Origin of the sequence: Salinisphaera sp. G21_0, from assembly GCF_017744115.1 — a bacterium.
In the GTDB taxonomy this organism is placed as follows: domain Bacteria; phylum Pseudomonadota; class Gammaproteobacteria; order Pseudomonadales; family Endozoicomonadaceae; genus Endozoicomonas.
Genome location: NZ_JAGHQW010000067.1, coordinates 1 through 26578 on the forward strand (window position 1 = coordinate 1; position 26578 = coordinate 26578).

Below are 26578 nucleotides of genomic sequence, written 5' to 3' on the forward strand. Positions count from 1 at the left end.
AAAACGAGCAGTGATTGAAAGTGTGAATGATCAATTGAAAAATATTTCTCAGATAGAGCACACTCGGCACCATTCAACTTTGCGGTAAATCTGATAGCAGGGCTGATTGCTTATACCCGTCAACCCAGGAAGCCCCATATTGATATAACAGTGCTGACTGAAGGGGTTCCTATGGCTTTATGAGCGTCGAACTCACGTTAATGTAACAATGGAAGTAAATTTGCTTCCTATAATTTAAGACCAAAAGGCTGCATAAAAGTTCCATTCACTGCATTTTCCGATTGAAATCATTTATTATTCCTGACCAGTCCGCTTTCAACCCCGCCGACAAGTTATCAAACTGCTGAGCAGTCTTTTTCATGCTGCCAGGAAAACATGCCAATAATATTGGTTCATATCTCAATATCAGTTCAGGTAAGGCACCGATTCAGTTCGAAAGCCTGATCGCTGCAGCTTAAAAAAGAGTGAAATATTGCTCTTGTACAGCATTTAGTGTTTTTATTGGACTTACCTCCATCCAAGAATGAAAACGGTTAAGTCGAACATCGCGTGTAGTAATAAACTGTTCAACTGGCATGGCTGATCTACTTCTTGTTAACCACTGTTTCTAATAGCAGAAAAGGAAGTCAGTCTTGGCTTTTAAGGTCAGTTGGAATGCTGAACATCGCGTTGATCAATAGGTATGAGTTCAAGAAAATGGGTTTTCGCTTCATTAATGGCTCTCACTATGCCTTTGTTTTTATATTCGATAGAAAACCTCATTAATTTTGGCAAATCGATCGAATTGTACTCAACAGCCTGGTCATTGCCCTGCCAACCCTTTTTCATACAGGGCATCTTCAGTAGGGTTACTGCCTCCGACAATGGAGGAAATTCGCCCCGTTCGTCTATGCTATTGAGTGCGAAATTCACTTCGGGGCAGGCCCGCAAGGGTAAGCCTGCTTTTACACACAAATCGTGGAGATATTGATCGCTGTCTATTGGTTTCGTGTCTGCCTGTCCACTGGTCAAACTGGACGCATTTGTTTGATCACTTGTGCTAGCAACCTGCCTCTCTCTTCCCGGATTATGGGTATTTGTTACCAAAGGCTCTGACTGTGATTTTACTGGGACAATAATCTCTGGCTGGGTCAAAAACCGAACTTTTTTGGGGGCAGGGGCAGCCGGTTTACAGGATGACGACTGGGCTGTTACCTGAGTGGGTGGTGTCTGAGTGCTTTCCGGGTCAGGCCGTGGTGTTGGAGTCTGAACTTGCAAGTTGCCTGTAGGACTATGAGTCACCGTCCTGCTGTCAATTTTTCTGGCTATAGCCGGTGTCAGCCCGGAATCAGGAAAGGTTTTGATATAATTCCGGACCGCTTGCACTGAGATGGTTCTGGATTTTCCGGAGAAGCAGAAGACAGCGAACAGGGCGCTACACAATCCTGCAGTGTTGTAGTTGTAACGAATGTTTTCTAGCCAGCTCAGCTGTACGGAGATAGACGGATCCAAAATTTAATTCCTTTTTTAACTGTAAGGGATGTGTTAATTTATTAGGTTTGACCAGTTAGACCAGAATTAGTTCATGGCTCTTTCCGAATTCCAGACTGCTATGTAACCAGCAAGTTGACCAAGGGCTGAAGCAGGCTTTTACCTATTCGGCCAACATTATGAAAAAACTCAAAAAAAACAAGGTAAAGGGGTCAAGCCTCTTGAGATATTCCTCTGTGAGGTTTTAGCCACGAGCGTAGCAGTGAGCAAAATCCCTCCATCGTATTAACATGAACCTCCTAAATAACGTCTTTGTCATCATCATGGTCATATTCACCTTTGCCATGACAGACCGTTTTATGTCTGAAGCCCCAACTTTCAAGGCCATCATAGATATTGTATTCATCGGTATAAACTTGGCTCTGTGACTAAGTGGACAGTCACTCCCGGCAACTGCTCCTGCGTTGCTCTAGGAGGCTGACCGAGAATAGCGCCCGTAGCGAGGACGGCAGAAAATTGAGGATAAAAATTCGGTTTTGTGAGGTGAATAGCGGAGCTATTTGCCGAACAAAAGCGGATTTTTAGACCAATTTGCTGCCGCCGCAGTAGGGCAGTCTATTCTCGGACAGCCTCCTAGGAGGCTGTCCGAGAATAGCTCGAGAATAGACTGCCCACTTAGCCAGAAATATACGATTCCATTTGGCCAACTACTTAATGGTTATCTAAACCATTTTTTCTAACTTCAAAAGCAACTGATACTGGGAAAAATTCACAAAAAAATCCTGTTGATGTTGAGTCACGGTATTGTCTTGCTTACTTAAAAAGTGGGGCAGGTAGTTGTCTAATACATTTTCAAATAACCCAACTTCTCGATCACTCAGTGATTTATAGGCATCTACAGCAGCAACTGCAGGAATATCCGCCTTGTTATGCTTGAAATGCAAAATGGCATCGAGAATATCTTTACCTGCGTCTGAAACTTTAAACTTTGACAGGATACCTTTCTGATTGACTGCTATCGCTGTTGCCTGATCGGCACAGTGACCAGAACCTGAAAAGCGACACGTTTCTGATAAACGATTCATCAGATTTACACCCGTTGAGTTTTTTCGTCAGGATAGCTTTTCAGTTCATCCTTATCGATTTAATTCCCAACGACACCGAAAACACTCATTGCTTTATCGTTGCGCTTTTTGAAGAGTATTTAAGTAGTTCAACAAATCAGGGAACTTAATTGTGTACGCTCAATCCAAGCCCTGAGAAAGAACAGTGGATCGTATCGAAATTACTTACTGTTACCACCTGACTAAGTCGGAGTCTGTATGAATCCTGCGGAATTATTTGCTTGTTCAAACCAAAATCCTGACCAGATTGTTGACGATTTCATCACATCCTCAGGCTCCTTCAATGGCAGCTCCATAAGCAATGCTGGCATGGCTTCAGGACAATTAATCCCGCCAGATAATACAGCGGCTCAACAGGCCTCCAGCCTCAATCAATACGACAGTATCTCAAGTACCATCGGCATTCCTTACCTTTCCGGTCTGTTATTAAAAGCTGAAAGGACGGCCACATCGGAACATGTTGACCCGGTTGACCGAAGCCGTGCCAGATCGAAAATCGAGCAATTACTGCAAACTATCCAGGGCACAATCAACGGAACCCTGACCCCGGGCTCAAGAGCGCCGATTGCCAATACCCCGCTTTGGTTAACACCCGTGGTAATTACCGGCGGCTTTCCCACCGGGCGGCTGGCAGCCGGAGGGCCACTGAGTGGCTATGAAATGGAGCTGGCCGATCAGTTAGGAATACCAGTAAACTACGATCAACCCAATGATCTTGAAAACAACAGGTCAGCATTTAACCAAATGGAGCTGGCCGGTCAATTATTAATATCAGTAACCAACGATCAACCCAATGATCTTGAAAACATCAGGTCATCACTTAACCGCATCTGGTTTACTGAACCGTATTCTTCCCACCTCGAAAACATGCTTCTAAGCGGAAAATACCGTGTGAACACCCCCGAAGAAGGGGTTATGTTAATTCTGATGGCGCTTCACCGGTCAGGACACTATGACAGGGCTGAAGAATTGATTGAAACAATTTCCCCATTTCTGGGAAGGGTCAGGTTTTTCCCGGAACCGGTCGAACAGCCCCTGCCATTAAACACGAACGAGGCCATGAAAAGTGTGGCAGATGTACTGACTCAACTGGACAACCGCTTTGGCCCTGCCCCTGCACATAAATCCAATAACCGACAGCGATTAGATAAAAATGCCTTGGTATTTGACCAGTGGCTGCCACTGAAGGATCGGCTTGTGGCACTGATCCAGGATACAGTAGAAGGGGATTTGCCTTATTACAACACTGAAGGTGAGCTGTGCGGCGGCATGCCTCTGGCCACAGTCACACCAGAGTGGTTTGAAAAAGCCTCACACTACCTGGCGGATAGAAAGCAGATAACAGAGCAACACCCCGAATTGATGTATCGTACTACCCGTAAATGTGGCAGTGAGCGGATTCTGCAACGTTCACTGGAAATATTACTGGCGTACCCGCCAGAACAACGGTGCCCCTCCGTTACGGAAGGTTTTCAAAAAATCCGGTTCACGCTGAGAAAAACCCTGGCAGATATCCATCGCAAGCGGGGATTACCTGGCACTGAACAGTATCAGCAAGCGCTGAACCAACGCCAGGCCTGGCTTGAACAATATCAAAAGAGATATCACACAGGTCACTCCCTGATCCATCAGCTACAGCCATTAAAAGACTGTGTTCAGGTAAAACCACAGGACCTGAACATGGACACAACAGGATTGCCCAAACCGATAAAGAAATTACTGGCAGCAATTGAGTCAAAACCAGTGATTGAGCTGCTTGAACGGGGCGATATCATCTCTGCTGAAGTACTGGCCAGCAAATACCTGAACATCGTAGCCATTGTCAAAAGTGACAGCATACTTGACCCTCACCTGGCCGCCTTGTTCGCACAAGTGACACGGGCTTTCTTCAAACGACGATCTGTCCTTCTGCTGAATCTTCAACATCAGGTCCGGATGGATGAACTGCCCTGGGTAAAACATTTACAGGCAATCACCCCCTTAGACCGGGACAAAAGAGTCAAGAACGCAGAAAAGCTTTTAGCTGATATGTTGACTCAAGTCTTTACCTATTTTCCCCAGACCATTTTGCCCAATAGATTTATCAAATCATTGGGTCAAATGATCGAAGAATTTCCAGAACTCTCTGTAGAGCCTCCACTCACTGAAGAGCTTGCAGCCGATATATTCATGCATAAATTCTCTGATAAATTCCTCAGGGCTGCCAAACAGGCAGCCAGCCTGATGCAGGGAACTCTTTATGAAACATATTACGGGCTTGATTACGGGGAAATTGCGAATCTTCAAACTCCGGATGCCCTTTATTATCTTTGCAAACAAAAAAGTGGTATTACCAAAAAAAGCCGCTATTGGGCGGATTACGCAACTTCCGAAAGTGGTAAGATCATTGAGTGGCAACAGATAATCACCACGCATAACCTGGCCACGTTGACTACTTTGACCAATACATTAGACTTCTCTGAACTATTCAGGAGTGAGAATGGTAAGACATTGAACCACAAGATTTCCCGCTGGATAGTGATCAAATGTATACGCTACAACCCGGACAATCCTGATAAGATAAGATTGCAGGAACATAAAAATATTGCCTATGCTTTTCGTCAGATGATATTTTTCCTCTCTTTTCAACCCCACGATGTTCAATTATCCGTATTGGAAGAATTTAACGTCATCCCTAAAAATCTGGAACGTAAAATTACTGCTCTCTATATTGAAACACCAGAGCTTGTCAAGTTTGATGATATGGATGTTATTGAAATGATGAAAACGGGTGAACATGATCGCGAACTTTTGGAAAAGAAACAGCGGCTAGACAGACTGAACCAAAAGAAAGAACAGGTTAACACTATGATTCATTCTCTGGAGATGGTTTTAACTGGCCAAAAGACACAAGAGCCCTTTAAACCATTTGTGGCCTGGTTGTAATAATTATTTAACAATGTAATTCCAGTTAACTTTTAAACAATAAACCTCATAACTCTAACCAACAGAATAAGGAAGTAAACATGTATTCCATTAATTCCCCGGTGACTAAACGTCCCATTGCTTCTATTTCTGACGCCGATTCCGCTGGCTCACCTGCCAGCAGAAATGCCAGCAACATCCGCAGGATACCGCCAACCCATGAACCAATGGATCAGTTGGGTCAGTTGAATCAAGGGCAGCCTGATCAGAGACTCTCCCTGAATGATTACTCTGTAAATAATTGTGAGGTTGTCAATACCCTGCAAAGAGAGTTAACCCCGACAGCAGAAGCCCCTTCTTATGATTACCCTGAGGGCTCCGGGGCAATTTCATTCAAGCGATTCAATCAAGGTGTGAATGGCGCAAGATTGCAACTGGAGATAGGCCGTGCCAGGGATCATATCCAATCCCACATGGACCAGCACTATCCTGGCAAATTTGCCCTGACCATTCCCGATGACAATGCCATGAAAGTGATTGCTGAATTTGTTGCCCCTTTTGGCTGGTGGGAAGGCGCGTGCTACAAGGTTGAATTCGATTTCAGCAATACTGATAAGCACAATGAAGGACCATCGATCAAAGTCATATTGGCCCCGCCGGTTGCTCATCTGTTTGATGGAGAATTGTGCCTTGCCCAGGCCATTCCGCACTCTGCCTGTCCGGATTTTTGGATACGAAAAGATGCTGCAAAATACAGCAGCTATAATTTTGACCGGGTGCAACAAATGATGAATGTGATGAATTTTCTCATTATGGACACCGACTTCTGGGAGGAAGGAACAGGTCGCACAATGAATTATCCAGATCCCAAAACCATTGATCTCCCCAGGATTTATTTCAATAAGCATCATCGGAGAAATATAGTAAAGTATTCAGGGTCCGAGGGGCTTAAACATCTGAAGTGTCATATTGCAGAGGAGATCGCGTCCGTTAACCAACGGGCCAAAGGTAGCAACAGTTCACTGTCATTCGATGTTGACCCGGAAATAATCCTCCGGAAAAAGTTTGATCGTCCGGAATTTTCCCTCATCGAGCCCAAACCGTACGACTTTCCTGACGCAGGCTCCAAGGGCGAAATATCTGAACGGATACTGATCTACTCCCCCGAGGATTTGTCAGGCTGCGTACCGGCGGACCCCATTGTTATTGAACCCAGTGGCAAATGGAAAGATCAGTTGTCAGTAAAAAATCAGGTGATGATGAGGCTCGAACGCAATGGAAAAACGGTTATCACGCCACACAAAGCAGACTACTTTTACCCGATACAGCTTGATCCGCAAGGAAGGGTCGCCGAATTTCATACTACCCCTAAAAACCGATTTTTCATCACCTATCGTGATAGTAAAGGCAAATTACTATCATATCCTGCTGGATATAATTATTCTGGCACTGAATTGAGATCTGTATCAAAAAAAACAAAAGTTGAACCGTTAGACGCCTTCACCTTAAGTGAGTTAAAAGAAGTATTGAGCATGAAGCTTCGTTATATAACAAGTGACTCAAATAAGTTAACCGATGTGTATTATGGTCAAGAAAAAATTGAAAACGATGATGATTTGAACGAAGCAATTACCAGTTTAAAAAATGACATCAAAAATAAAAACCGTAACAGGAAACACACAAAAAGGCTGGGGGTTATTTTTATTAAAGAACCATCTAATGAATGGGATTGGGATGATTCCAGGGAGTGGAAAGCATTATTAAAACCGACTAAAACCATGGCTAAAGCCAGTAATCTGGCATCACAGTTCGATATAACCATTTCCTCGGAGACGCCTGAAACCGCTCAGCGTTATCGGGATGGCATGCAGTGGGGAATTGCAGCCAATGCCTGGCTACCGGTTATGGACAAGGAGATGCAGGTTTATGAAAAAATCACGGTTATTAAACAGCTGATTGACTTTGCCCACAAAACATTGAAACTGCCTTACAATAGGGCCGCCCTCACCGCCTGTGATGCCAATAACATCATCATGAAGTCCATGACCATGACCATGGTCGATGCACTGAGAAAGGGCAAGGACTGGCTCCCATCCCAATGCTTCCTGGATTTACTGGTGAATGCTATCAATACACACCACGAAATCAGTGAGTTATATGCCGATAGAAAGTATCGAAACCTGAGGTTAATGATACATGCATTTTCAGGAACACTGGCCAGGAATAACCTGAAAGACTTTGCTTTTTTAATCAACTATCTGGTGCCTGCCTGGAACCAGATGGACAGTATCAGTAGCCAGGAACGCGATGCATTAGAGCCAAGGCTAATCATTAATGCTTTTATAGAATATCTGGTCAGGGTAATGGAGCGTGAATCCAAAGATCCTGAGAAATGTGCAGCACAGGGTTTGGATAATGAAGCAAAACTCACGCTGGACAAGATCATTAACGCCTCACAGACTGGCTTCAGTGTGGTTGCCCATCAGCTGACCCTGCTTGTGTATTTATTACGCCGCAAGGACTCTTTGAGCAAGCTGACAGAGCCTGAACGGGAAGAGTTACAATCACGGATCAAAGAGATCCAGCAATTTATTTCTACCAGCCAGAAAGACCAGTATGCTCAGCTGATGCAACTACTGTTTCCTGCTGAAAGCAAGTGGATAAAGCCTGTTGACTTTGCCTCCAAAGAACATCAGCAAACCATCATCAACACAGTACTGGAAAAATTTCATGAAAGAACCCGAGAGCCATCACCATCACAAGCCAGTGAGGATTCAGAACAGCCAATGGAAGTGGACAACAACAGAACGATACCGGGTAAGGCATTCGCTGTTCTCGATGACAAAGAGTATGAACGTCTGGATACGCGATTGAGCGAGCAACTGGCGGGACTGAAATTGCGTAAAAATGTAGAGGTAGAGGAAGACGGATTCAAAAAGTATCAGCAGAGTTGCCATTACTGCGGTGATCTTTATTTGACCAATAAACGTCTTTATGAAACGACAAACGAGGTTAAAGCTGAACGAATAGAAAATGGTTTTATCTACCGTTCTGGAATGCCTATCCATAAAGAATGCAAAGAGGCAAGACAGGAAGCCACACGAAATGCCTTTTCTCTAATCATGGCCATGGAAGCAAATTACCCTTATGTCCCCAATGAAAGTACAAAAGATTAACGATCTCCAGATAAAGTACATAAGTAGTTGACCAAATCATTAAAACTGTTCAATAATTTATCTGAGATAAAACATATTACCCAAATAAAAAAAACGTATTTAGCGACTGATAAAACCAGTACTACCTTATAGATTTAAAAATGGGTAGTTTTTCCATGCCAATGAACGTGAGCTATTGAATTATGCAAAATAAACCAGCAATCTTAACAGGGAGAAAGGTCAAAAGATGAACCCTTCAGATTTACCCGAAAAAGTAAATCGATTAAACCAGGTGTTTGCGAAACAGGCAAACCCTGAGGATGCTGAAACAAAGGAACTGCTTAACAGTCTCTCGGATGTTATTACCAAAACGGTTGCACACATGAGTGACAACAAAAAGCAATCATTTTCTTTTACTCAGAGTGAAAAAAATATGCTTTGTAACTCAATATTGAGCGCTATCCAGAAGACATCAGCAAGGGACCATGCAGAGGTATTTAAACATCTGGCTCCTGAAATAGTTAATAGCATTGAACAGATAATGACGATGCTACCTGCTCCTGAAACTTAAGTATCTTCTACAGGCTATAAAAGTTCACTTACTTTATTGTCAAGATCCCCCCTCTTCATTTTATTATAAAGTGTGGCAATGCCTGATACCTGTGCACTCGCCACACACTGTTTACCTTCGATGTTGTCAGGTTAACCGCTTCCTGATAATTCAGGTTTAATGGAGCATCATGTCCGATTTAATCCAAACCACCATTCCACTATAAACCCCTCTTTTTATTTCTCTCATCAATAAAACCGATGACACTCTGAAGCTCTGCTATGCTGATCATGCAGTCAGTGCATAGCTTATTATCCAGGAGCCTGTCCGAGAATAGACTGCCCTACTGCGGCGACAGCAAATTGGTCTAAAAATCCGCTTTTGTTCGGCAAATAGCCCCGCTATTCACCTCACAAAACCGAATTTTTATCCTCAATTTTCTGTAGTCCTCGCTACGGGGTCGCCTAGACGGGCGCTATTCTCGGACAGCCTCCTAGAACAGCCATCACCTGGATCCCGGGTTGATAGATAGCACTTTTTTTCTCCATAATTTCTAATATGGGTGCTGCATGGCTGTCTAACTACAAAATGGTTTAACACAAGGCTTTGTAACAACAAAAGACAGGTAGCTGTATGTCGCTAGAAACAAGAGTTGAGATGCTGGAGAAGCAACACCAGTCCCTCTACAACACAATTCATGGACTGGTAAAAGCGATGGCGGATATCAAACACATCGCATTGAAAAACCAGCATGAGATCATTGGGGTCAAGGTCAATATGTCCGGTATTCAGGCAGAGGTTACCAGCGTTAAAGAGGATGTCTCCGAACTGGCCCAGGCCACGCTGTCCGGTTTTGAACGCACCAGTGAGTTAATGACTAATACCCACAAAATTCTGGATGATATCAGTGAGCATCTGGACACCATTAATGGTCGGCTGGATGAAACCAACAAACTGGTTGATGGCACCCATGAGCGTGTTGATGAAACCTATGAGCGATTAAACGAGACCAATGAACGCCTCGGTGAAAACAGCGAACGCCTTGATGAAGCCAATGAACGGCTGGATGAAAATAATGAGCGTCTCAGCAGTACCAATGAGTGGCTTGGTGGCATTAATCAGCGTCTTGAAGGTGTCGAGAGTCAGGTGAAAGAGGTTCGAAAAGATATTCTCACCCTGGGGCAAATGATCAAGCACCGTTTACCAGAGAAGTGATTCTCTTTTGAAACCCCTCCTTGTAAAAACGTCTGGCAGGTTTGGTGAGGCCTGCCTCGTTCAACCATGGGTGCAGCCAGTCACTGATATACCCACAAGGCTCCGATCTCCCCTGGGAACAAAGCGACGGGTTAGCCCGGAACTGGAAAATACTTTTCCTGAAAATAATGATCGTAATACATGATCAATCATCACCTCCGTTAGCCGCTGCCAACAAGCATCAGATTATACCGGTAGCTCCCTGACTTCAGGTTGATTGACTGGCAAGGACACTGAACGATCTTTTAATAATGCCTGATGCAACTTCAAAATTTCACGGTATTCAGCATCTGACTGACCAGAGAGTGCGCTGATAAATGGACTGGTGACGACCAGGGACAGCATTCCCCGCGGATTCCGATGCAAACAGTAATAAGCCACTTTGCCCCAGAGCGTTTTCGGCGCAGCATCAATGGCTCGACTTAAATTCAACCGGAACAGGTTTAAAGGATGGACGGAAATTTGCTGATCATGAGCGTAAGTGTTCAGTTCAAGAAAACAGACTGATCCGGATTCTGGTGCAGGTCCACTAATATCCTGCTCATAGGCCATCAACTGCTCTTCTGAACCATCAGTGGGTTTCGATCTTCCGGAAAGATAAGACATCCCACTCAAAATCGTGATCACCAGTTCATTAATGACACTGGCTATCACGATACTCTGAATTTTCCCCGGTTTAACGCCATCGGCAAACAGATGATCGGTCATCAGCTGTACTCCCAGGGTAGCGCCCCTGAAGATAGCTAATCGAAATAGCACAAAAAATAGCCATGCCTTTGTTGGAGACAAGCCTTTGTCAATAAGCCTGGACTGTACGGCAGCGCCCAAACCAAGAACAACGGTATGTGCTAAAAGCAAGTCAGTAAACAGTTTGCGTGGGTTACTTTGTTCAGTACTGCCGGTAGCAAAATACTCTCCCCCGGCAATGGAGGCGGCAACGGTAAGCATTGTCAAAACCTGACTGCCAAAAAGTTCAATCACCCACATTTTCACACTTAAGCGGCGTTTCTCAGCGGGGTTTTCAATAAATTGACTACTGATTCCCAAGGCATTCTTAGTGCTCTGAAAACCGAAAAAACTGAACAGACTGAGAATGACACCGGCATATTTAAACCTTTCCAATACCGGGTTGTCCGACGGGGTTCCGAGAAAACTGGTACTGGGGTAACCCCAAGCCGTCTGTACTGCCGCAGCCACTTCATCCCCTCCCAGAAACAGTCCGGAGCCAATACAGGTAGTGATAAAGGCATGCAAGAATGTTCTGAGGTCTGGCTCCGGATTTTTCGAGGCATGGCTCAAGGCACCACCCAAACTTCTGAACAACATTCTGTAGGCTTCCGGCGGACTGTTCCAATGGTCAAAATCGTGTTCAAACAGTGCCGCCGGAATCGCGGCTCCATTGGCAAAAACAGCATTGTGTGTACCATAACGGCCATCATCATGAGTGGCAGGTTCCAGATGGGTCACTGCAGGAATAATAAAGTCGTTTACCTGCAGTGTTGAATCAACCACCTGATAGCGGTCACTCCGGGAATCGCCTGCCGCTGATTTCGCCAGTTGATAATCCATAACCCGCCGCTCCCCGAAATCAAGAACGCAGTGAATATTCTCCGCCTCACATCCCTGGTCATCACTCACCCAGAAACCGCCCACCGCTGTTGCATCAGTATCACCTGAACTGTTTTTCACATTGACCATGATGGTTTTATCACCTTTACAGATAAAGCAACCCGGCTTTGGCATATTTAAGGAACAGGTAATCGCTAATTCATCGGGGGTATTATTTTGGCCCTTTGATTGAATAATAAAGCTGACTGGACCTTCTTTTAATTTTTCGGCCATGCTTTCAACCTTACTTCCCGACCTTTCTATCATTTCCATCCCGGGCAGAGTATCTTTCTGTCTGAGTTCGACCGCAATTTGATGGGGCAGTTGGTCAGTAACCTGCTGTGGGATGGACTCTACTTCATCGGAAGTATTGATCGGTGTTAATGAAAAATCATTGTGCTGGAACTGAGTTCTCAGACTCAAAGAAGACCCTGATTCAATCATACCAATAACGCCTCAATTTATTTTTAAAGATAATAATTCTGCACGACAAATGACTTATCCTATTATGCAGTTCATGACATAAGCGATAGTGAAACAAAAATACAAAATCATAAATAAAATTTTAAGCAGGAATCAGAAGAGGGCTTTGCTTCTTGTCAGAACCTTGGTGTCCTGATTTTAGCCACCACGGACTCAAGATAGTTGACCATGTCCGGGAACAGGGATTCACAAATGGCCTGATGTTCCTCTGTTTCTGTCTTTTGCAGAACCGTCTTCATCATACTGTGCAATTCAGCCTTCTCCTGCTCACTGAACGAATAGTGATGATCCGGTTCGTGGTGAAGAAAATCCACCATTTCTGTCAGTCCATAACTGAGCGCCTCAAGGACAATTTCCCGGTCGATCTCCCCCGACTCAAGCAATCCTGTTAACAGTCGCTTCACCTGACTCATCTCTTCATCAATGTCGCAGGGATCATTTTTGCCGGATATGGGTTCTGCTTCTCGGTTCAGGTAATTGTCTTTAATAAACTGCTTAAGCTCTCTTTCGTTAACGGTGTCGGTTTCTGATACGGCAAGATCATCCTCGGTAAGACCCTGGCTTTCCCGGAACAGTGAAAAATACTTTCCCTGAAAATAATCATCGTAATCCATGATCAATCATCGCCTCTGTTAGCAGCATCAGATTATACCGGTAGCCCACTGGCTTCAGGTTTATTAACTGGCAAGGACACTGAACGATCTTTTAATAACGCTTGATGCAACTTCAAAACATCGCGGTATTCAGCGTCTGACTGACCAGAGAGAGCACTGAGAAATGGACTGGTGACCACTTGAGACAGCACGCCCTGCGGATCCCGATGCAAACAGTAATGAGCCACTTTACCCCAGAGCGTTTTCGGCGCAGCATCAATGGATCGGCTTAAATTCAACCGAAACCGGTTCAATGGATGGACAGAAATTTGATGATCATCAGCGTAAGTGTCAAGACCTTTGGCTGATTCGGACTCCGTTGCCGACTCCCGGATATCCTGTTCATAGGCCATCAGCTGCTCTTCTGAACCGTCCGTGGCTTTTGATCTTCCGGAAAGATAAGACATTCCACTCAAAATCGTGATCATCAGCTCATTAATGACATTGGCTATCACAATACTCTGAATTTTCCCCGGTTTAACGCCATCAGCAAACAGGTGATCGGTCATCACCTGAACCCCAAGGGCAGCACTCCTGAATATGGCTAACCGAAAGAGGACAAAAAACAACCATGTCTTGGCCGGAGACACACCTTTGTCAATCATCCTGGACTGCACGGCAGCACCCAGACCAAGAACAATCGTCTGTGCTAAAAGCAGGTCAGTAAACAGCTTTCGAGGATTACTTTGTCCGGTACTACCGGTAATAAAATACTCTCCCCCGGCAATGGCGGAAGCAATGATAAGCATCGACAGAATTTGACTGCCGAAAACCTCCATCACCCACATTTTCGCACTTAAGCAGCGTTTCTCAGCGGGATTTTCAATAAATTGGCTACTGACTCCCAAGGCATTCTTAGTGGTCTGAAAACCGAAGAAACTGGCCAGGCTGAGCGTGATACCGGCATATTTGTACCTTTCCAATACCGGGTTATCCGACGGGGTTCCGATAACACTGATACTGGGGAACCCCCTGGCTGTTTGTATTGCCGCTGCGGCTTCATCCCCTCCCAGAATCAGTCCGGAGCCAATACAGGTAGTGATAAAGACATGCAAAAATGTTCTCAGGTCAAGCTCCGGGTTTTTCGAGGCATGGCTCAGAGCACCCCCCAAACTTCTGAACAACATGCGGCAGGCTTCCGGCGGGCTGTTCCAATGGTCAAAGTCGTGTTCAAACAGTGCCGCCGGAATAGCGGCTCCGTTGGCAAAAACAGCATTGTGTGTACCATAACGACCACCATCATGACTGGCACGTTCCAGATGGGTCACTGCCGGAATAACATAGTCGTTTACCTGCAGTGTTGAATCAACCACCTGATAGTTGCCAGCCGGTGAACCAGTTGATTCTGATGTCGTCAGTTGATAATCCATAACCCGCCGCTCTCCGAAATCAAGAAGACAGTGAATTTCCCCCGACTCACCTTCCTCCTCACCACTTATCCAGAAACCATTCGCCACACTTTCATAAACATCACCTGACGTGTTTCTTACATTAATCATGATGTTTTCATCATTTCTGCAGATAAAGCAACCCGGTTTTGGCTTATTTAAAAAACAGGTAATCGTTAATTCATCGGGGGTATTATTTTGGTCTTTTGATTGAATAATAAAGCTGACCGGACCTTCTTTTAATTTGTCTGCCATGCTTTCAATATTGCTTCCCGGCCTACCTTTCATTTCCATTCCGCGCAGGGTATCTTTCTGTCTGAGTTCAACCGCGATTTGATGGGGCAGTTTATCAGCAAACTGCTGTAAGACATGTTCTTCGCCATTTAACTGTGCAATTGGTGCTAATGAAACAGCATTGTCTGGTAACTGAGTTTTAAGGCTCAAAGGAAACCCTGATTCTATCATACCGATAACATCTCAATTTATTTTTAAAACAGGAATAGCGACCAAAGACAGCAAAAGGCCAAGTAAAAAGTAATTTCAGAAATGACATTTTTTTGAAATCAACAACACCAGAAGTCAAAATTCCACAGTGTGAAAATAGCTATAACAAGCAAAAGCTCAAGTTTTTTTGTGTATAAAACGTTGTTTCTGACGTACACCTGACAATAACAGTTTTGTACCCTTCAGAATCAGGCGGTAGTACTATCGAATTCTGTACGACCATATCCTGTAAATTCTGGTTATTTCGGAAGTAGCCGATAACACGGTAGCAAAATACCTTTATCGGATTCAGGATTAACGCATCATGGACAAGGACAGCCACGGTAACGGCTCTACCCGACAAAACGAACAGGCAATGTCCGGGATAAAGAACCGAAGCATCATCTCTCAGCAGGAGGTAAAGCGGACTTTACTGTCCAGTGCAGATTTCACCCGTCCGCAAGTAAAGCCTCTGGCAGAGAGGCTGGTCAGCCAGAAACCAGCCAATCTGACAGAAGCATTACAGCCACTGAAACAAGGTGTCGACTACGCCTCTGATCTTATTCACCGCCTGCAAGATACTCACCCTTCTGCTCAAGATGAAAGGCAACAACACGCTAACCGCATCACAGACACCCTTCACCTGCTGGAAGGTTTGCACAAAGCCCTTGAGAAAGAGACAAAAGATCTGTTCAACGCACATAGCCAGACAGAGACAGGACCACAGAACGGGAATTCTGACAGCCATGCCCTCTATCTGGAGTCATCAACGTTACTGAATACGCTGCAGTCGTATATTAGAACGTTAGAAAAGATGAAATCGACGTCTGTTGAATAGGCAGTGGAACGAAGCATTTCTCACTGACGCTGATAGTCACCGGTGCGCTTCTTGATATCTTCCGATAGCGGCTCAAACAGGTCGTTTAAATACGCTCAGCCAGCAAAGCTACGGCCTGTTTGGCACCCTGCTCACGAATGGTGTTGTAGGCGTCGGTTACCGCTGCAACAAAGTGCTCATTGGCCGCCAGGGCAGGGTCGAACACCGCATCCAGTGCCAGGAAAGCCTTAACCAGCTGCGCAGGCTCACTCTGATGGGCAATGGCAACGGCCTTCAGCTGCTCGGCCATCGGGTCACGGACATCAATCCCATTACCCTGCTCATCCGTGCCGGAGACATAGTGCATCCAGCCACCAATGCCCAGGGCAATAGCCGCCAGCGATTTCTCTTCCGCCAGCAGTGTTCTTGTGGCATTCAACCAGCGCTGCGGCACTTTCTGGGAACCATCCATGGCAATCTGCCAGGTTCTGTGTTTCAGGCCCGGGTTGCTGAAGCGCTCAATCAGTTTCTCGGCGTAGCTGGCAAAGTCGGTGGGTTCTGGCATTTCCAGGGTGACCGCCGCTTCATGGTTCATATAGTGACGGGTCACTTTCACGAACTGTTCGTCCTGCATGCAGGCGTCAATGGTCTCATAACCGGCGAGGTAGCCAAGGTAAGCAAGAATCGAGTGACTGCCATTGAGCATACGCAGCTTCATCTCTTCGTACGGCTGAACATCGGATACAAACATCGCGCCGTCGATCTTGTCCCATTCAGGACGCCCCATGGTGAAGTGATCTTCAATCACCCACTGCCGATAGGCTTCGGTAACAATGGCACCTTTGTCGGCAAAGCCCAGGTAAGACTGGACATCGGCAAAGCTCTCTTCCGTCATGGCCGGTACAATGCGATCAACCATGGTGCATGGGAAAGCCACGTGTTCACGAATCCAGGCGGCCAGCTCTTTATCCATCGCCTCTGCCATCTGAATGACCGCTGCCCGGGCACGTTTGCCATTGTCGGGTACGTTGTCACAGCTTAATACCGTAAAGGGCAGTCGACCCTTAGCCTTACGCTGCCCCAGTGCCGCAACAATCACGCCCAGTGCCGTCTTCGGGTTATGGGTATTTTCCAGGTCATGGGCGATCAGCGGGTTGTCGATCATCAGTTCGCCGGTTGCCGGGTTCAGGCAGTAGCCCTTCTCGGTAATGGTGAGAGAGACAATGCGTGTGGTCTCTGCCGACATAATTTCCAGCAACGGCCTGCGGTCTTCTTCAACGGCCAGTGACCGGGCGATGGCCGTGGCCAGTTTTACTGTACGGGAGCCGTCCGGATTCATCTCGGTAACGGTGTAAGCGTTGTCCTGCTCCTGCAGGTCCTGAACCAGCTCCTGGCCGCCAAAAATGTTGGCTGCACAGATTCCCCAGTGGAACGCCCCGGTAGCGGCGATGGTTTCATGGGTGTACAGCGCCTGGTGAGCACGGTGGAAAGCACCCAGGCCAATATGAACAATACCGGCGGTCAGCTCGGTACCGTCGTAGCCATTGGCTACGATTTTTTCGTGTTGCAGCTTTTTATTAATCATTGAAGCATCTCTGGTTGTTAATGCTATTACAGGCGATAAGCTTTTTTGGCCAGCCCACTGGTCAGCTCAAGGGCCAGGTCAAAGGCTTCTTCTTCGGTTATGCGGTGCACACACACCAGAGATGCCAGGAAGTTACAATCCACACGACGGGCAACATCGTGACGGGCCGGAATACTCAGAAATGCACGGGTATCGTCGTTAAAACCAACGGTATTATAGAAACCAGCGGTTTCCGTCACCATCCGGCGGTAACGCATCATGCCTTCCGGGCTGTCATGGAACCACCAGGCAGGTCCCAGCTTCAGTGCCGGGTAATGCCCTGCCAGTGGTGCCAGTTCCCGGGCATACACATCTTCATCAAGCGTGAAGAGGATGATGGTCAGATTCGGGTCATTGCCCACTTCATTCAGCAACGGGCGAAGGTTGTGGACAAATTCAGCTTTCAGCGGAATATCCGCACCTTTATCTGCACCAAAGCGCTTGAACAGTGACTGGTTATGGTTACGGAACACACCACAATGAATCTGCATCACCAGACCATCATCCTGGGACATGCGGGCCATTTCCACCAGCATATGGCCACGGAACTGATCGGCTTCCTGTCCGGTAATGGTGCCTGCCAGTGCCCTGGTCAGCAGATTCTGGCACACCTCATCGGTTAACACCGTGGTATAAGGCGTCGGGTAACTATGGTCTGTTGCGGTTGCGCCGGTGCTTTTAAAGAAAGCACGACGCTTACGCAGGGCGTTGAGATAGTTTGACCAGTTATGAATATCCTCGCTGGTCTGTTCCGCCAGCAGCGCCATATGCGCGGCAAAATCCGGATGCTCAGGATCTGTTACCGAGTCGGGACGGAACGTCGTAATCACCCGGCCTTTCCAACCACTGTCGTTAATACGCAGGTGACTCTCCAGCGTGTCCACTGCAGTTTCGGTGGTAGCCAGAACGTCAATATTGAATCGTTCATAGAGACGGCGTGGCAGGAAAGTGTCGGTTTTCAGCTGTGCATCGATATGTTCGTAAATTGACCGGGCGTTTTTACTGTTCAGTGGCTGATCAACACCCAGCACTTCGGTCATGGCATGATCCATCCACATACGGCTTGGCGTGCCACGGAACAGATGGTAGTGATCGGCAAAAACCTGCCAGGCTTTGCGTGGATCCTGTTCTACCTCAGTCATTGGATCTTTGGCAGGGATACCCAGGCTTTCCAGGGTAATGCCCTGGCTATAGAGCATACGAAAAGCGTAGTGATCAGGCTGGAGCAGCAGAGCCGCCGGATTACCAAAAGGCTTATTGTCAGCAAACCAGGACGGATCAGTATGACCGTGGGGGCTGACAATGGGCAGATGTCTTATTTCCTGATACAGGGCACGAGCTACGCTGCGAATGCTGCTATCAGCATCAAAAAGGCGGTCGGGGTGTAGCGAATAGGCTTCAGATGACATAACGGCTGCTGACTGATCGATGGGTTAGTGACAAACATACCTTCGCAAAACTGTTATACCAAAACGAAAAATTGGATCATCCTTTTTCAGGAAAGGACGGTATGGTTTTGATTTAAGTGCAGTTTTACAAACGACATCAACTTGGTAAAAAAAGGACCGCCGTATGGCGGTCCTTTTTTCGGTGGAAGAAAGCGAATCAAACGCCCGTGTTGCGAATTTCTTCAACAATAACGGACAGCTCTGCATTGTTTTTCTTCAGTGCTACGTACATCGGCTCAACAGATTTCACGAAAGGTGTCTTGTCAATAGACATGAAGGTAACACCCATTTTCTCTTCTGCGTATTTGCGGTTCTTGTCTTCTGCAGCGGCCCACAGCTCTTTCATCTCCATGGAAGATTCACGGGCAGCCTGCTTCAGTGCGGTCTGTTCGTCAGCACTCAGCTTGTCCCAGGTAATCTTGCTGATCACCAGTACGTCCGGGATCATGGCGTGTTCACTGAAACTGAACTTTTTGGCCACTTCACCGTGACGGCTGGTCACAAAAGAGGTGATATTGTTTTCTGCAGAATCCACAACACCCTGATCCAGTGCGGTATACAGCTCACCGTAAGCCAGCGGGGTCGGGGATGCTCCCATATGCTCAACCATACTCACCGCTGTCGGGCTTGGCTGAACACGTACTTTCATACCTTTCAGGTCCGCAGGGGACTGAATGGGCTTGGCGGCATAGAAGTTACGGGAACCGGCATCGTAATACGTCAGCCCGATAAAGCCTTTATCTTCGGAAGAAGCCAGAATCTTTTCACCGATGGCACCCATGGTCACCTGATAAAAGTGATCTCTATCCCGGAACAGGTAAGGCATATTGAACGCAGAGTAGGAGGGTTCAAAAGACTCAAGCTCACTGGCATTGGACTTCACCATATCCAGGGCACCAATTTGCAACAGCTCTGTGGACTCACGCTGTGAACCCAGGGTGGCATCAGGATAGATACGCACATTCAGGGAGCCTCCGCTGAGTTCTTTGGCACGCTTGGCCATGAACTGCATAGCTTCATGCACCGGATGATTCCGGTCATGGTTATGACTCAGCTTCAGGGTGGCGGCAGATACGGAAGCACTGCAGGCCAGTACTGCAGTAGCAACGATACTACTAACCAGCTTATTGATTGCCATTTGAGATAACCTTTCTTGCTGTTTTTAAGAAATAAGGGCGGGAAGCCTGCCGGAATCAAGATTGAGCCTGACTGGCTCCAACCCACTTGTTATACCAATGTGCGGTAGGCTATCTCAGTCGGACCATCCAGTAAAAGACAGAAGTTGTAAATCTCTGTGATATTTTCAAATAGTTTGACCAATATCAAATGACTGCCTTCAGCCTGGTGATGGCACTGCACTTTGTTCTGATGGGGGCAACCGTTGCGGCAATAGGTGCGGTTATTAATAGCCTGCGCAGTTACGCATCGGTAAAAAGTCAGTCAAAAATCCTGATGGCCATGTTCATCGTTTTGCTGATCGGCCTGACACTGCCCAATGTCGAGCAGTGGTATGAAGTGCCCACTATTATCGGTTCGGTTATTGCCACCTGGGCCCTGTTTTCCACCCGTGGTATTCGATTACGATCACTGATCCTTTTGAACTCTTGCTGCTGGCTGGTGCACAACCTGTTGACAGGGTCTATTGGTGGTAGTCTGATTGAGGCAACGTTTGTGGTTACTAATAGCATTACCATTTATAAGCTTTATAAGGCATCTGTTGTATCAGTACCGGTAATTCAGGAAGTTAAGCCGTAATAGGGAACTCGGCTTTCCTCGTTCCGATGGGGAACCCGGGGTGTTGCAAAAGACAGAGCGAAAGCTGTTTTTCGCAACAACCCCGGGACTTTGTGAACGGAACGATTAAATATCCCACTGCACGCTGACAGAGAAGTTACGGCCGGGCTGGGCAAAGCGGTCCAGGCCCGCGTAATCTGTCGCACGACCACGAACATCATTGAGATGCCAGTATTTTTTATCGGTGATGTTAAACATGCCTGCCCGAAGGGTCAGGTTATCTGAAGGCTGGTAGTAAGTCGTCAAATCAACAGTGCCATATCCCGATGGGTTGAACTGCTCCTTCTCTTTGGCAGTACCCTGGTCAACATTCGTCACCTTGGCGTCGCTCTTCCCCTTCACCAGAGTCCAGGTCAGCTCACCACCCCATAATGCAGATGGAGCATCATAACCCAGGCCGATCACAGCGCTCAGCGGGGCAACAGTATTCAGATATTCATCGTCAGACTTGTTCTTACCTTCTGCCCAGGCCACGGAGCTGCGCAGAGTAGTACCTTCAGGTGCATTGATAGCGACGTCTAACCAGAGTTCACTACGCAACTCAATCCCCTTGATATCTGTCTTGCCGATATTGCGATTCTGGTAAATATCCTTGCCAGTAACAGGATCTTTGCCAATCATATCCTGCTCAATGAAGTTCTTGTACTTGTTCAGGAAACCAGTCACTTCATAGCTGCCCAGTTGGTGTTCACCACGCAGACCGAGCTCAAAGGAGTTACTCTCTTCCGGCTTGAGGTCAGGATTGGCTTCAACAATCACACCCATTCCATAGGCATAATACATATCGGTGTAAGCAGGAGCTTTGAAGCCCTGGCTGAACTGGGCAAACAGGGCAAGATCATTGGTCAGGTCATAAACTGTGCCTAATCGTCCAGTCACTTTACTGCCATCGCTGGAATAGGCCGGTTTTGGATTGGCAGTGCTGCCCATCATACCGTCCGGGTCAAACTTGTACTTGTCGTAGCGCACACCAGCAGTCAGGTTCAGACGATCAGTCATTTGTACATCGTCCTGAATAAACAGACCCAATTTGGTCGCTGCTGTTTTTGGCATATAGTCCTTAGCCTGAGTAACACCAGTCTCCAGGTTGTGCTCTGTATTGCTGTTATCCACTTTTGTGTAACTGGCATTAAATCCATAGATCAGATTATGCTCCAGATCAGCCAACAGCAGATTCTTATTAAACTGGGCACCAGCGAGAATAGCGCGCTCTTCGTAGTTGTAATCCATTTCCCGGTGGGGGAAGGGATCCATTCCCGGAAAAACGTAGGCTGGACGATCAGTTATCATCGTACTTTTACTCTGCTGCCAGTTGATCTGCCAGTCGAGGCTATCGAACAGAGCCAGACCGGCATCCCACTGGTGCTCAAAACCAATACGATAACGGGTGTTCTCATCCTTACCTTTGGTCGTGGACGGGTTCAGGGTTTTCAGTTCAACATCAGTTTTGGACTGAAAAATCTCACCAGTCAAACCAACACGATGGCTGTCGTTAATCTGATATTTAGCTTTAGTCAGCAGGTTATTAAGGCCAGTTTCTGATGGGTTAGCCTGACCTCGATTATTGCCATCCACATCAGCACCGCTGTGGGTATCCATCTGTTTGTGGTCGCGCCGGGTGTAGATTGCCATAGTCTCGAGCTTGCCAGTGCGATTGGCCAGAGACAGAGTCTCGGTAAAACCTTCGTTGGCACTGGAATAGCCTGCTTTTACTCCGGCGTAGCTGTCATCGCCTCCACGGGCAAGTAAGTCAGAGGGGTCTTTGGTCTGAAATGCGACCATACCACCAATAGCATCACTACCGTACAAGCTGGAAGCAGGCCCCTTAACAATTTCAACCGCTTTCAAGGTTTCTACGTCAACGAAATTACGCTGGGAACGTAAAAAGTCACCACCGGCATCCAGCTGCTGAGCCTGGTTAACACCATCCACAGTAATCTTCACCCGATTACCGCCCATACCACGAATAGTGAAGCTATCAGGGCCACCACGACCAGAAATCACCTGTACTCCCGGCTCATAGCGCACCATGTCCCGGATGTTCTGTACTATGTCATTTTCCAACTGCTCACTGTCTATAACAGTCACAGCACCAGACACATCTTTAAGCTGCTTTTCAGAACGTGTGGCTGTTACAGTCACTTGATTCATCAGAGTCGGCTGATAATTTTTATCGGTGCTTTCTGAGGCAGTTTCAGCCAGAACAGGCGCGGTTTGCGCAAGAGAAACGGTGGCCGCCATCACAGCCAGCGCCAGCGTATTTTTTGAAAACTTCATGAATTTCAATCTGTACCAGTGTAGGCTTTGACAGCCACCAGTTGCCTTCTGACAGTCGCCAATGACCGCCTGCTTCTTTTGGTTCTCATGCTGAAAAAAATACGCAATGAGAATAAACAACGGCGGGATAATAATTATAAAAAATATCAAATGCAAATCATTATCATTAAGTTTGATTTTACTAACGACTGACCCGGCAGGCATTCCTACTGGAACCACGAGATCATTTACTGGTCTTCGTAAACGTTATGACTCCAGCGATACTGATAGGACGATATTGGGAATTGGATGAAATCCTCAATAACCATCTGGCGGGTAACCTGATCGATGCTGCGCCCCTCATCTTCAAGGCGCTGTTTGATTCGCTCCCAGCGATCAGGGGTCAGTGTGCCGATGATGTCACCACTTGTACTATCTATTAGCTGATACCGGTCTTCATTGATCAGGATGAGGACCTTTTCAGGACCTCGGTTGACCACAAGATTGTGACGATCAGTTTGTTGCCAGCCATTTCTTTCCAGGGTTTTCCGGTGGGCTTCGGTCAGTGGTTTTTGCCCTTGCAGTGCCATCACCAGCTGGAAATCCTCCTCATCCATATCCAAAAGGGCTTCGGCATCAATGGCGACTTCAGGGCGTTCCTGTTTCAATTTTGCCACCAGTGCCCGGCGCTCCTGATCCCTGGGTGAGGGGGTTGTGGAGCTGAGGCGTTTGCCTTTTCTGATTATCTGTTGCATTTCAGCAAGCTGGTTAGGATACAGGTGACCTGAGTCCTTATGGAGGCGGGAGTAACGGGAAATAATTCCGAAACTATCGGCGATTCTTTCCACTTTTGCCGTGGTCGTGATGATATTTAGTCGGTTCTGTTGCTGGTCCTCAGCACTGAGATCAGGCATTGTCAAAATGTATTCCAGGCTTGCCAGGTACTGTCTCAAATGTTCAAAGTAATGGTACAGGTGCAGGTCATCGCCACCCTGTAAAAAGTTGGGCATTACCGGATTGTTGGAGTTGATCAAATCCTGCACAAAGGTGGCGCGATCATTGTCCTCCTTTCTGGCTTTTGCCTTGTACAGTTGTTGCAAGAGACTATTGCACTCGTCGTGATAGCCCTTGATCAAAAAGTGTTCTATCTCTTCGAGATGGTCACTTATCTGATTTTGCAGCTGATCAAACGTCTGTGGGCTTGTTGAATCTTCGTTGCACAGAGCACTGCGTACTGCTTTTTGCCACTGCAAAAACTGTTTTAGCAGGTCCCTTCCGTAACTATTCTGATAGATGCTTTTACAGGAGTTTATTTTGTCATTGATGCGTTTCTGCCTTGCTTCCAGCTGAACACCTGTAGTGGAGTCTTTATCGACTTTAGTCAGCTGGTCAGCCACTTGTTCTGATTCTTTGGCCAGCTTTTTAACCCGGTCGAGCAGGAAGATTTTCCCTGATGGCAGTTCGGCTGCTCTGCTGCCACCTACTGCACCCTCCACGGGCAAGGAATGCTCAGGTCTGGCAGATGGAGGACTCTGTACAGAGCCTGGCGCAGACGGATCCCTAAGCCTTAGAACGGGAGGCCGAGGCCCAGATCGGAGTACGAGTGTCGGGTTCCTGCTTGGCTCTATCGTGATGGTTTTACTGCCAGAAGCCCCCCCGCGCTGGTGGAAGTGGAAAAGAGTGGCATTCACTGGCGCGGGGACGAAGTGATCCCAATTGGTGAATGCGGACAGGTCACATTGATGCTGGTGGGTTTTGGACTGGCAATAGCCGGAGCCGGGAACGTCAGCCAGACAGCATTGCCTGAAGAAAGCGGTCACTTCCTTTCGAATCTCCGCCTGGCGGTCAGAAGGGGCAGTAGAATCTGAAACGCCAACGCTGAATTTGGAAACCAAAGGTGGGTTCATATCTTTCATACAGATACTTCCATTATTAACTGTTGAGATACAAGCCCATACGCTGGTTTAATTCCTGTTTATGGCTTGAGATAATTCTTTCTTTTAGATACCCAGTTGGAAAAATAGTTCCCAGGTACTTGCGGGGTAATGCATAACCTGGCTTTGCTCCTGAGCAACAAGCGAGTAAGTAGGCACTCCTGCGGGGAAAAATGGTACTAAGGTACATTTTATCTATCGCAGAGCTTGCCTTTGATGCTGAGCCGATGTGTTCGTTTGTCCGGCCAATGAACGGCTGATCACGAACCCCTTGAGCAAGGCTAAAAGAAAGAGCTACCGGGCCAACAAAGAGGTGTGCAGAGAGTGTCCATATCGTTCGAGATGCAGTAGTGCAAAAAAAGAGCCTGGCCGGGTTATCCGCACCGACCGGTTTGAATCTGCACGGCAGGCTATGAATAAGAAAATGGAAAGCACCGAAGCCAAATCAGTTTACGAACGTCGTAAAGTTATTGCAGAGCCACCGTTTGGGCAGATCAAAAATTCGGGATTCCGGGGTTTCAGCCTTCTCGGAAAAGAGAAAATGGCAGCAGAGTTTTCACTGGTTTGCACGGCGCATAATATCAAAAAATTTGTGAAGGAGGCGACAACGGGGTCAATCCGTCATGACGATGTAAAAAAGGTTAAAGAAGCCGTATAAACAGCAATTCCCGATGAATCCTGAAGCACTACAGCCACCTGAGATACAGAAGGTTCGGTTCACTATTAGGATTCGATGAAGAGCGGCTTGGTGAAATTTTTTGCCATAATCTTGAAAAGCTCTACCACGTAAAAGGCGGCAAAGTCCCGTCCGATACAAAAGGATGAGAGAGGTTGTTGACCCGGTTAATCCAATTGAGTTGAAGAAGCCGTTTAAAGAATTGTTTTCTGTCGTTCAGCGCAATGGTGCTCTGCAAGCTTATGCACTCCAATGTGGCAAGTTGAAAGATCTTTATCTGCTTCCTTTGATGGTACTGGCCTCTTTTATTCGGGAACCTGCCGATGTGATGACTGCTGCAACAAAACACGACCATTTCTCTGATCAGAGAGTATGGCTGGCACTTTATCATCGTGGCCAAGGATGGTAACCATTAGTCGCTTATTGAGGCTATGAATGCCCTTTATGACGAAGGCCTGGTTCATCATCACAAAATCGTTGATGAGAAAAATAACACGACTCATAAATTCCCCTACGCCAATAACTTTCCCCTCAATCTTCTTTCTCATGTGAATGATTGATAGCTGGGACAGTTTGTTTAAAGCCATTGCCCATGGTGCTAAAGCACAGAAGATAGCTTTTGACACATCATGATTTGGCAAGATAATCAGAATTTTCAGGGTGGCGATAGTGATTTTTCTTAGCAGTGAAAGCTGCTGGCTCTCTTATGTTTTCAGAAATTATGAATACGTCAGTTTTCAGGCTGCGGCAGTTGACGTGTATTGGAGTAGCTGCAGCGGTGCGCTATCCAGTAACACATCCCACAGCCAGGCTGCCTGACCAAACAGGTAAGGCTTCTCTGATACCGGTTGCCTGGAACTTTACCGGGCTGACAAGGTCGTACTCTATCGTTGTCATTCCCAAACGATTCTCCAATTGGAAACAGGGAGGACCTCCAAACAAACCATGCAGTCACCT

General features: G+C 46.8%; 20 protein-coding genes and 2 pseudogenes. 11 read left to right on the top strand and 11 right to left on the bottom strand.

The genetic code is table 11. The annotated features are described in order from the left end of the window. A pseudogene (locus J7439_RS22000) lies at nt 1-183 on the top strand (transposase); the annotation flags it as partial. Nucleotides 184-645: 462 nt separating this feature from the next. Here the strand turns inward: J7439_RS22000 and J7439_RS22005 are convergent. From J7439_RS22005 to J7439_RS22010, 3 genes and pseudogenes are all read right to left on the bottom strand, one after another. Beyond that, nucleotides 646-1134: a hypothetical protein gene (locus J7439_RS22005; protein WP_209204168.1), complete on the bottom strand. Its 489-nt coding sequence runs from the start codon at nt 1132-1134 to the stop codon at nt 646-648. A gap of 455 nt (nt 1135-1589) precedes the next feature. Continuing rightward, nucleotides 1590-1886 (bottom strand): annotated as a pseudogene (locus J7439_RS27310) (transposase); the annotation flags it as partial. Between the two features lie 306 nt (nt 1887-2192). After that, complete coding sequence (locus tag J7439_RS22010; RefSeq protein ID WP_209204170.1) at nt 2193-2555, bottom strand: hypothetical protein; 363 nt, start codon at nt 2553-2555, stop codon at nt 2193-2195. A gap of 237 nt (nt 2556-2792) precedes the next feature. Here J7439_RS22010 and J7439_RS22015 point away from each other — a divergent pair, with 237 nt between their 5' ends. The 4 genes from J7439_RS22015 to J7439_RS22030 all read left to right on the top strand — a co-directional run bounded on the left by J7439_RS22015 (nt 2793) and on the right by J7439_RS22030 (nt 10418). Continuing rightward, nucleotides 2793-5519 (top strand): hypothetical protein, encoded by a 2727-nt coding sequence (locus J7439_RS22015; protein ID WP_209204172.1) that lies wholly within the window; start codon nt 2793-2795, stop codon nt 5517-5519. A gap of 80 nt (nt 5520-5599) precedes the next feature. Beyond that, nucleotides 5600-8674 carry a hypothetical protein gene (locus J7439_RS22020; protein WP_209204174.1) on the top strand — a complete coding sequence of 1025 codons (3075 nt, stop codon included), beginning with the start codon at nt 5600-5602 and terminating at the stop codon, nt 8672-8674. Nucleotides 8675-8900: 226 nt separating this feature from the next. Then, on the top strand, nt 8901-9224 hold the full coding sequence (locus tag J7439_RS22025) for a hypothetical protein (RefSeq protein ID WP_209204176.1): 324 nt from the start codon (nt 8901-8903) through the stop codon (nt 9222-9224). Between the two features lie 612 nt (nt 9225-9836). Continuing rightward, entirely contained in the window at nt 9837-10418 is a 582-nt protein-coding gene (locus J7439_RS22030; protein ID WP_146000082.1) for a coiled-coil domain-containing protein, read from the top strand. Between the two features lie 225 nt (nt 10419-10643). Here the strand turns inward: J7439_RS22030 and J7439_RS22035 are convergent, their stop codons facing one another. The 3 genes from J7439_RS22035 to J7439_RS22045 form a co-directional block, all read right to left on the bottom strand. Continuing rightward, nucleotides 10644-12509 (bottom strand): hypothetical protein, encoded by a 1866-nt coding sequence (locus J7439_RS22035; protein ID WP_209204178.1) that lies wholly within the window; start codon nt 12507-12509, stop codon nt 10644-10646. A gap of 155 nt (nt 12510-12664) precedes the next feature. Then, the gene (locus J7439_RS22040; protein ID WP_209204180.1) at nt 12665-13162 is read right to left on the bottom strand and encodes a hypothetical protein; all 498 of its coding nucleotides are present in this window, start codon (nt 13160-13162) and stop codon (nt 12665-12667) included. A gap of 32 nt (nt 13163-13194) precedes the next feature. Then, the gene (locus J7439_RS22045; RefSeq protein WP_209204181.1) at nt 13195-15033 is read right to left on the bottom strand and encodes a hypothetical protein; all 1839 of its coding nucleotides are present in this window, start codon (nt 15031-15033) and stop codon (nt 13195-13197) included. Nucleotides 15034-15397: 364 nt separating this feature from the next. Between J7439_RS22045 and J7439_RS22050 the strand changes: the two genes are divergently transcribed. Beyond that, nucleotides 15398-15910, top strand: coding sequence for a hypothetical protein (locus J7439_RS22050; protein ID WP_209204183.1), 513 nt, complete (start codon nt 15398-15400; stop codon nt 15908-15910). Nucleotides 15911-15995: 85 nt separating this feature from the next. On the opposite strand, the gene J7439_RS22055 is transcribed toward J7439_RS22050, so the two are convergent. The 3 genes from J7439_RS22055 to J7439_RS22065 form a co-directional block, all read right to left on the bottom strand. Further along, nucleotides 15996-17474 carry a mannitol dehydrogenase family protein gene (locus J7439_RS22055; RefSeq protein ID WP_209204185.1) on the bottom strand — a complete coding sequence of 493 codons (1479 nt, stop codon included), beginning with the start codon at nt 17472-17474 and terminating at the stop codon, nt 15996-15998. Between the two features lie 26 nt (nt 17475-17500). Further along, on the bottom strand, nt 17501-18922 hold the full coding sequence (uxaC, locus tag J7439_RS22060) for a glucuronate isomerase (protein WP_209204187.1): 1422 nt from the start codon (nt 18920-18922) through the stop codon (nt 17501-17503). Nucleotides 18923-19118: 196 nt separating this feature from the next. Continuing rightward, nucleotides 19119-20099, bottom strand: a complete 981-nt coding sequence (locus tag J7439_RS22065; RefSeq protein ID WP_209204189.1) for a TRAP transporter substrate-binding protein — start codon at nt 20097-20099, stop codon at nt 19119-19121. A 188-nt stretch (nt 20100-20287) separates the two neighbouring features. Here J7439_RS22065 and J7439_RS22070 point away from each other — a divergent pair, with 188 nt between their 5' ends. Beyond that, complete coding sequence (locus J7439_RS22070) at nt 20288-20716, top strand: YgjV family protein (RefSeq protein WP_209204191.1); 429 nt, start codon at nt 20288-20290, stop codon at nt 20714-20716. Nucleotides 20717-20821: 105 nt separating this feature from the next. On the opposite strand, the gene J7439_RS22075 is transcribed toward J7439_RS22070, so the two are convergent. Together J7439_RS22075 and J7439_RS22080 are read right to left on the bottom strand one after the other, a co-directional pair. Beyond that, nucleotides 20822-23032 (bottom strand): TonB-dependent hemoglobin/transferrin/lactoferrin family receptor, encoded by a 2211-nt coding sequence (locus J7439_RS22075; RefSeq protein ID WP_209204193.1) that lies wholly within the window; start codon nt 23030-23032, stop codon nt 20822-20824. Nucleotides 23033-23259: 227 nt separating this feature from the next. Beyond that, a complete protein-coding gene (locus J7439_RS22080; protein ID WP_209204195.1) occupies nt 23260-24507 on the bottom strand; it encodes a hypothetical protein in 1248 nt (415 codons plus the stop codon). A 667-nt stretch (nt 24508-25174) separates the two neighbouring features. On the opposite strand from J7439_RS22080, the gene J7439_RS22085 reads away from it, so the two are divergent. The 4 genes from J7439_RS22085 to J7439_RS22095 all read left to right on the top strand — a co-directional run. Further along, nucleotides 25175-25603 (top strand): transposase, encoded by a 429-nt coding sequence (locus J7439_RS22085; RefSeq protein ID WP_353623103.1) that lies wholly within the window; start codon nt 25175-25177, stop codon nt 25601-25603. A gap of 163 nt (nt 25604-25766) precedes the next feature. Beyond that, complete coding sequence (locus J7439_RS22090) at nt 25767-26030, top strand: hypothetical protein (RefSeq protein WP_209204198.1); 264 nt, start codon at nt 25767-25769, stop codon at nt 26028-26030. Between the two features lie 22 nt (nt 26031-26052). Further along, nucleotides 26053-26181, top strand: a complete 129-nt coding sequence (locus J7439_RS26700; RefSeq protein ID WP_286198479.1) for a hypothetical protein — start codon at nt 26053-26055, stop codon at nt 26179-26181. A 161-nt stretch (nt 26182-26342) separates the two neighbouring features. Next, a partial coding sequence (locus J7439_RS22095; RefSeq protein WP_209204200.1) for a hypothetical protein occupies nt 26343-26578 on the top strand: 236 nt, incomplete at its 3' end.

What these genes read in the sequence shown, in the direction of transcription:
- J7439_RS22015 (WP_209204172.1), top strand. Translation starts at nt 2,793, where the DNA reads ATGAATCCTGCGGAATTATTTGCTTGTTCAAACCAAAATCCTGACCAG.
- J7439_RS22010 (WP_209204170.1), bottom strand. Translation starts at nt 2,555, where the DNA reads ATGAATCGTTTATCAGAAACGTGTCGCTTTTCAGGTTCTGGTCACTGT.
- J7439_RS22065 (WP_209204189.1), bottom strand. Translation starts at nt 20,099, where the DNA reads ATGGCAATCAATAAGCTGGTTAGTAGTATCGTTGCTACTGCAGTACTG.
- J7439_RS22055 (WP_209204185.1), bottom strand. Translation starts at nt 17,474, where the DNA reads ATGATTAATAAAAAGCTGCAACACGAAAAAATCGTAGCCAATGGCTAC.
- J7439_RS22050 (WP_209204183.1), top strand. Translation starts at nt 15,398, where the DNA reads ATGGACAAGGACAGCCACGGTAACGGCTCTACCCGACAAAACGAACAG.
- uxaC (WP_209204187.1), bottom strand. Translation starts at nt 18,922, where the DNA reads ATGTCATCTGAAGCCTATTCGCTACACCCCGACCGCCTTTTTGATGCT.
- J7439_RS22025 (WP_209204176.1), top strand. Translation starts at nt 8,901, where the DNA reads ATGAACCCTTCAGATTTACCCGAAAAAGTAAATCGATTAAACCAGGTG.
- J7439_RS22070 (WP_209204191.1), top strand. Translation starts at nt 20,288, where the DNA reads ATGACTGCCTTCAGCCTGGTGATGGCACTGCACTTTGTTCTGATGGGG.
- J7439_RS22040 (WP_209204180.1), bottom strand. Translation starts at nt 13,162, where the DNA reads ATGGATTACGATGATTATTTTCAGGGAAAGTATTTTTCACTGTTCCGG.
- J7439_RS22090 (WP_209204198.1), top strand. Translation starts at nt 25,767, where the DNA reads ATGAGAGAGGTTGTTGACCCGGTTAATCCAATTGAGTTGAAGAAGCCG.
- J7439_RS22035 (WP_209204178.1), bottom strand. Translation starts at nt 12,509, where the DNA reads ATGATTGAATCAGGGTCTTCTTTGAGTCTGAGAACTCAGTTCCAGCAC.
- J7439_RS22030 (WP_146000082.1), top strand. Translation starts at nt 9,837, where the DNA reads ATGTCGCTAGAAACAAGAGTTGAGATGCTGGAGAAGCAACACCAGTCC.
- J7439_RS26700 (WP_286198479.1), top strand. Translation starts at nt 26,053, where the DNA reads ATGAATGCCCTTTATGACGAAGGCCTGGTTCATCATCACAAAATCGTT.
- J7439_RS22020 (WP_209204174.1), top strand. Translation starts at nt 5,600, where the DNA reads ATGTATTCCATTAATTCCCCGGTGACTAAACGTCCCATTGCTTCTATT.
- J7439_RS22075 (WP_209204193.1), bottom strand. Translation starts at nt 23,032, where the DNA reads ATGAAGTTTTCAAAAAATACGCTGGCGCTGGCTGTGATGGCGGCCACC.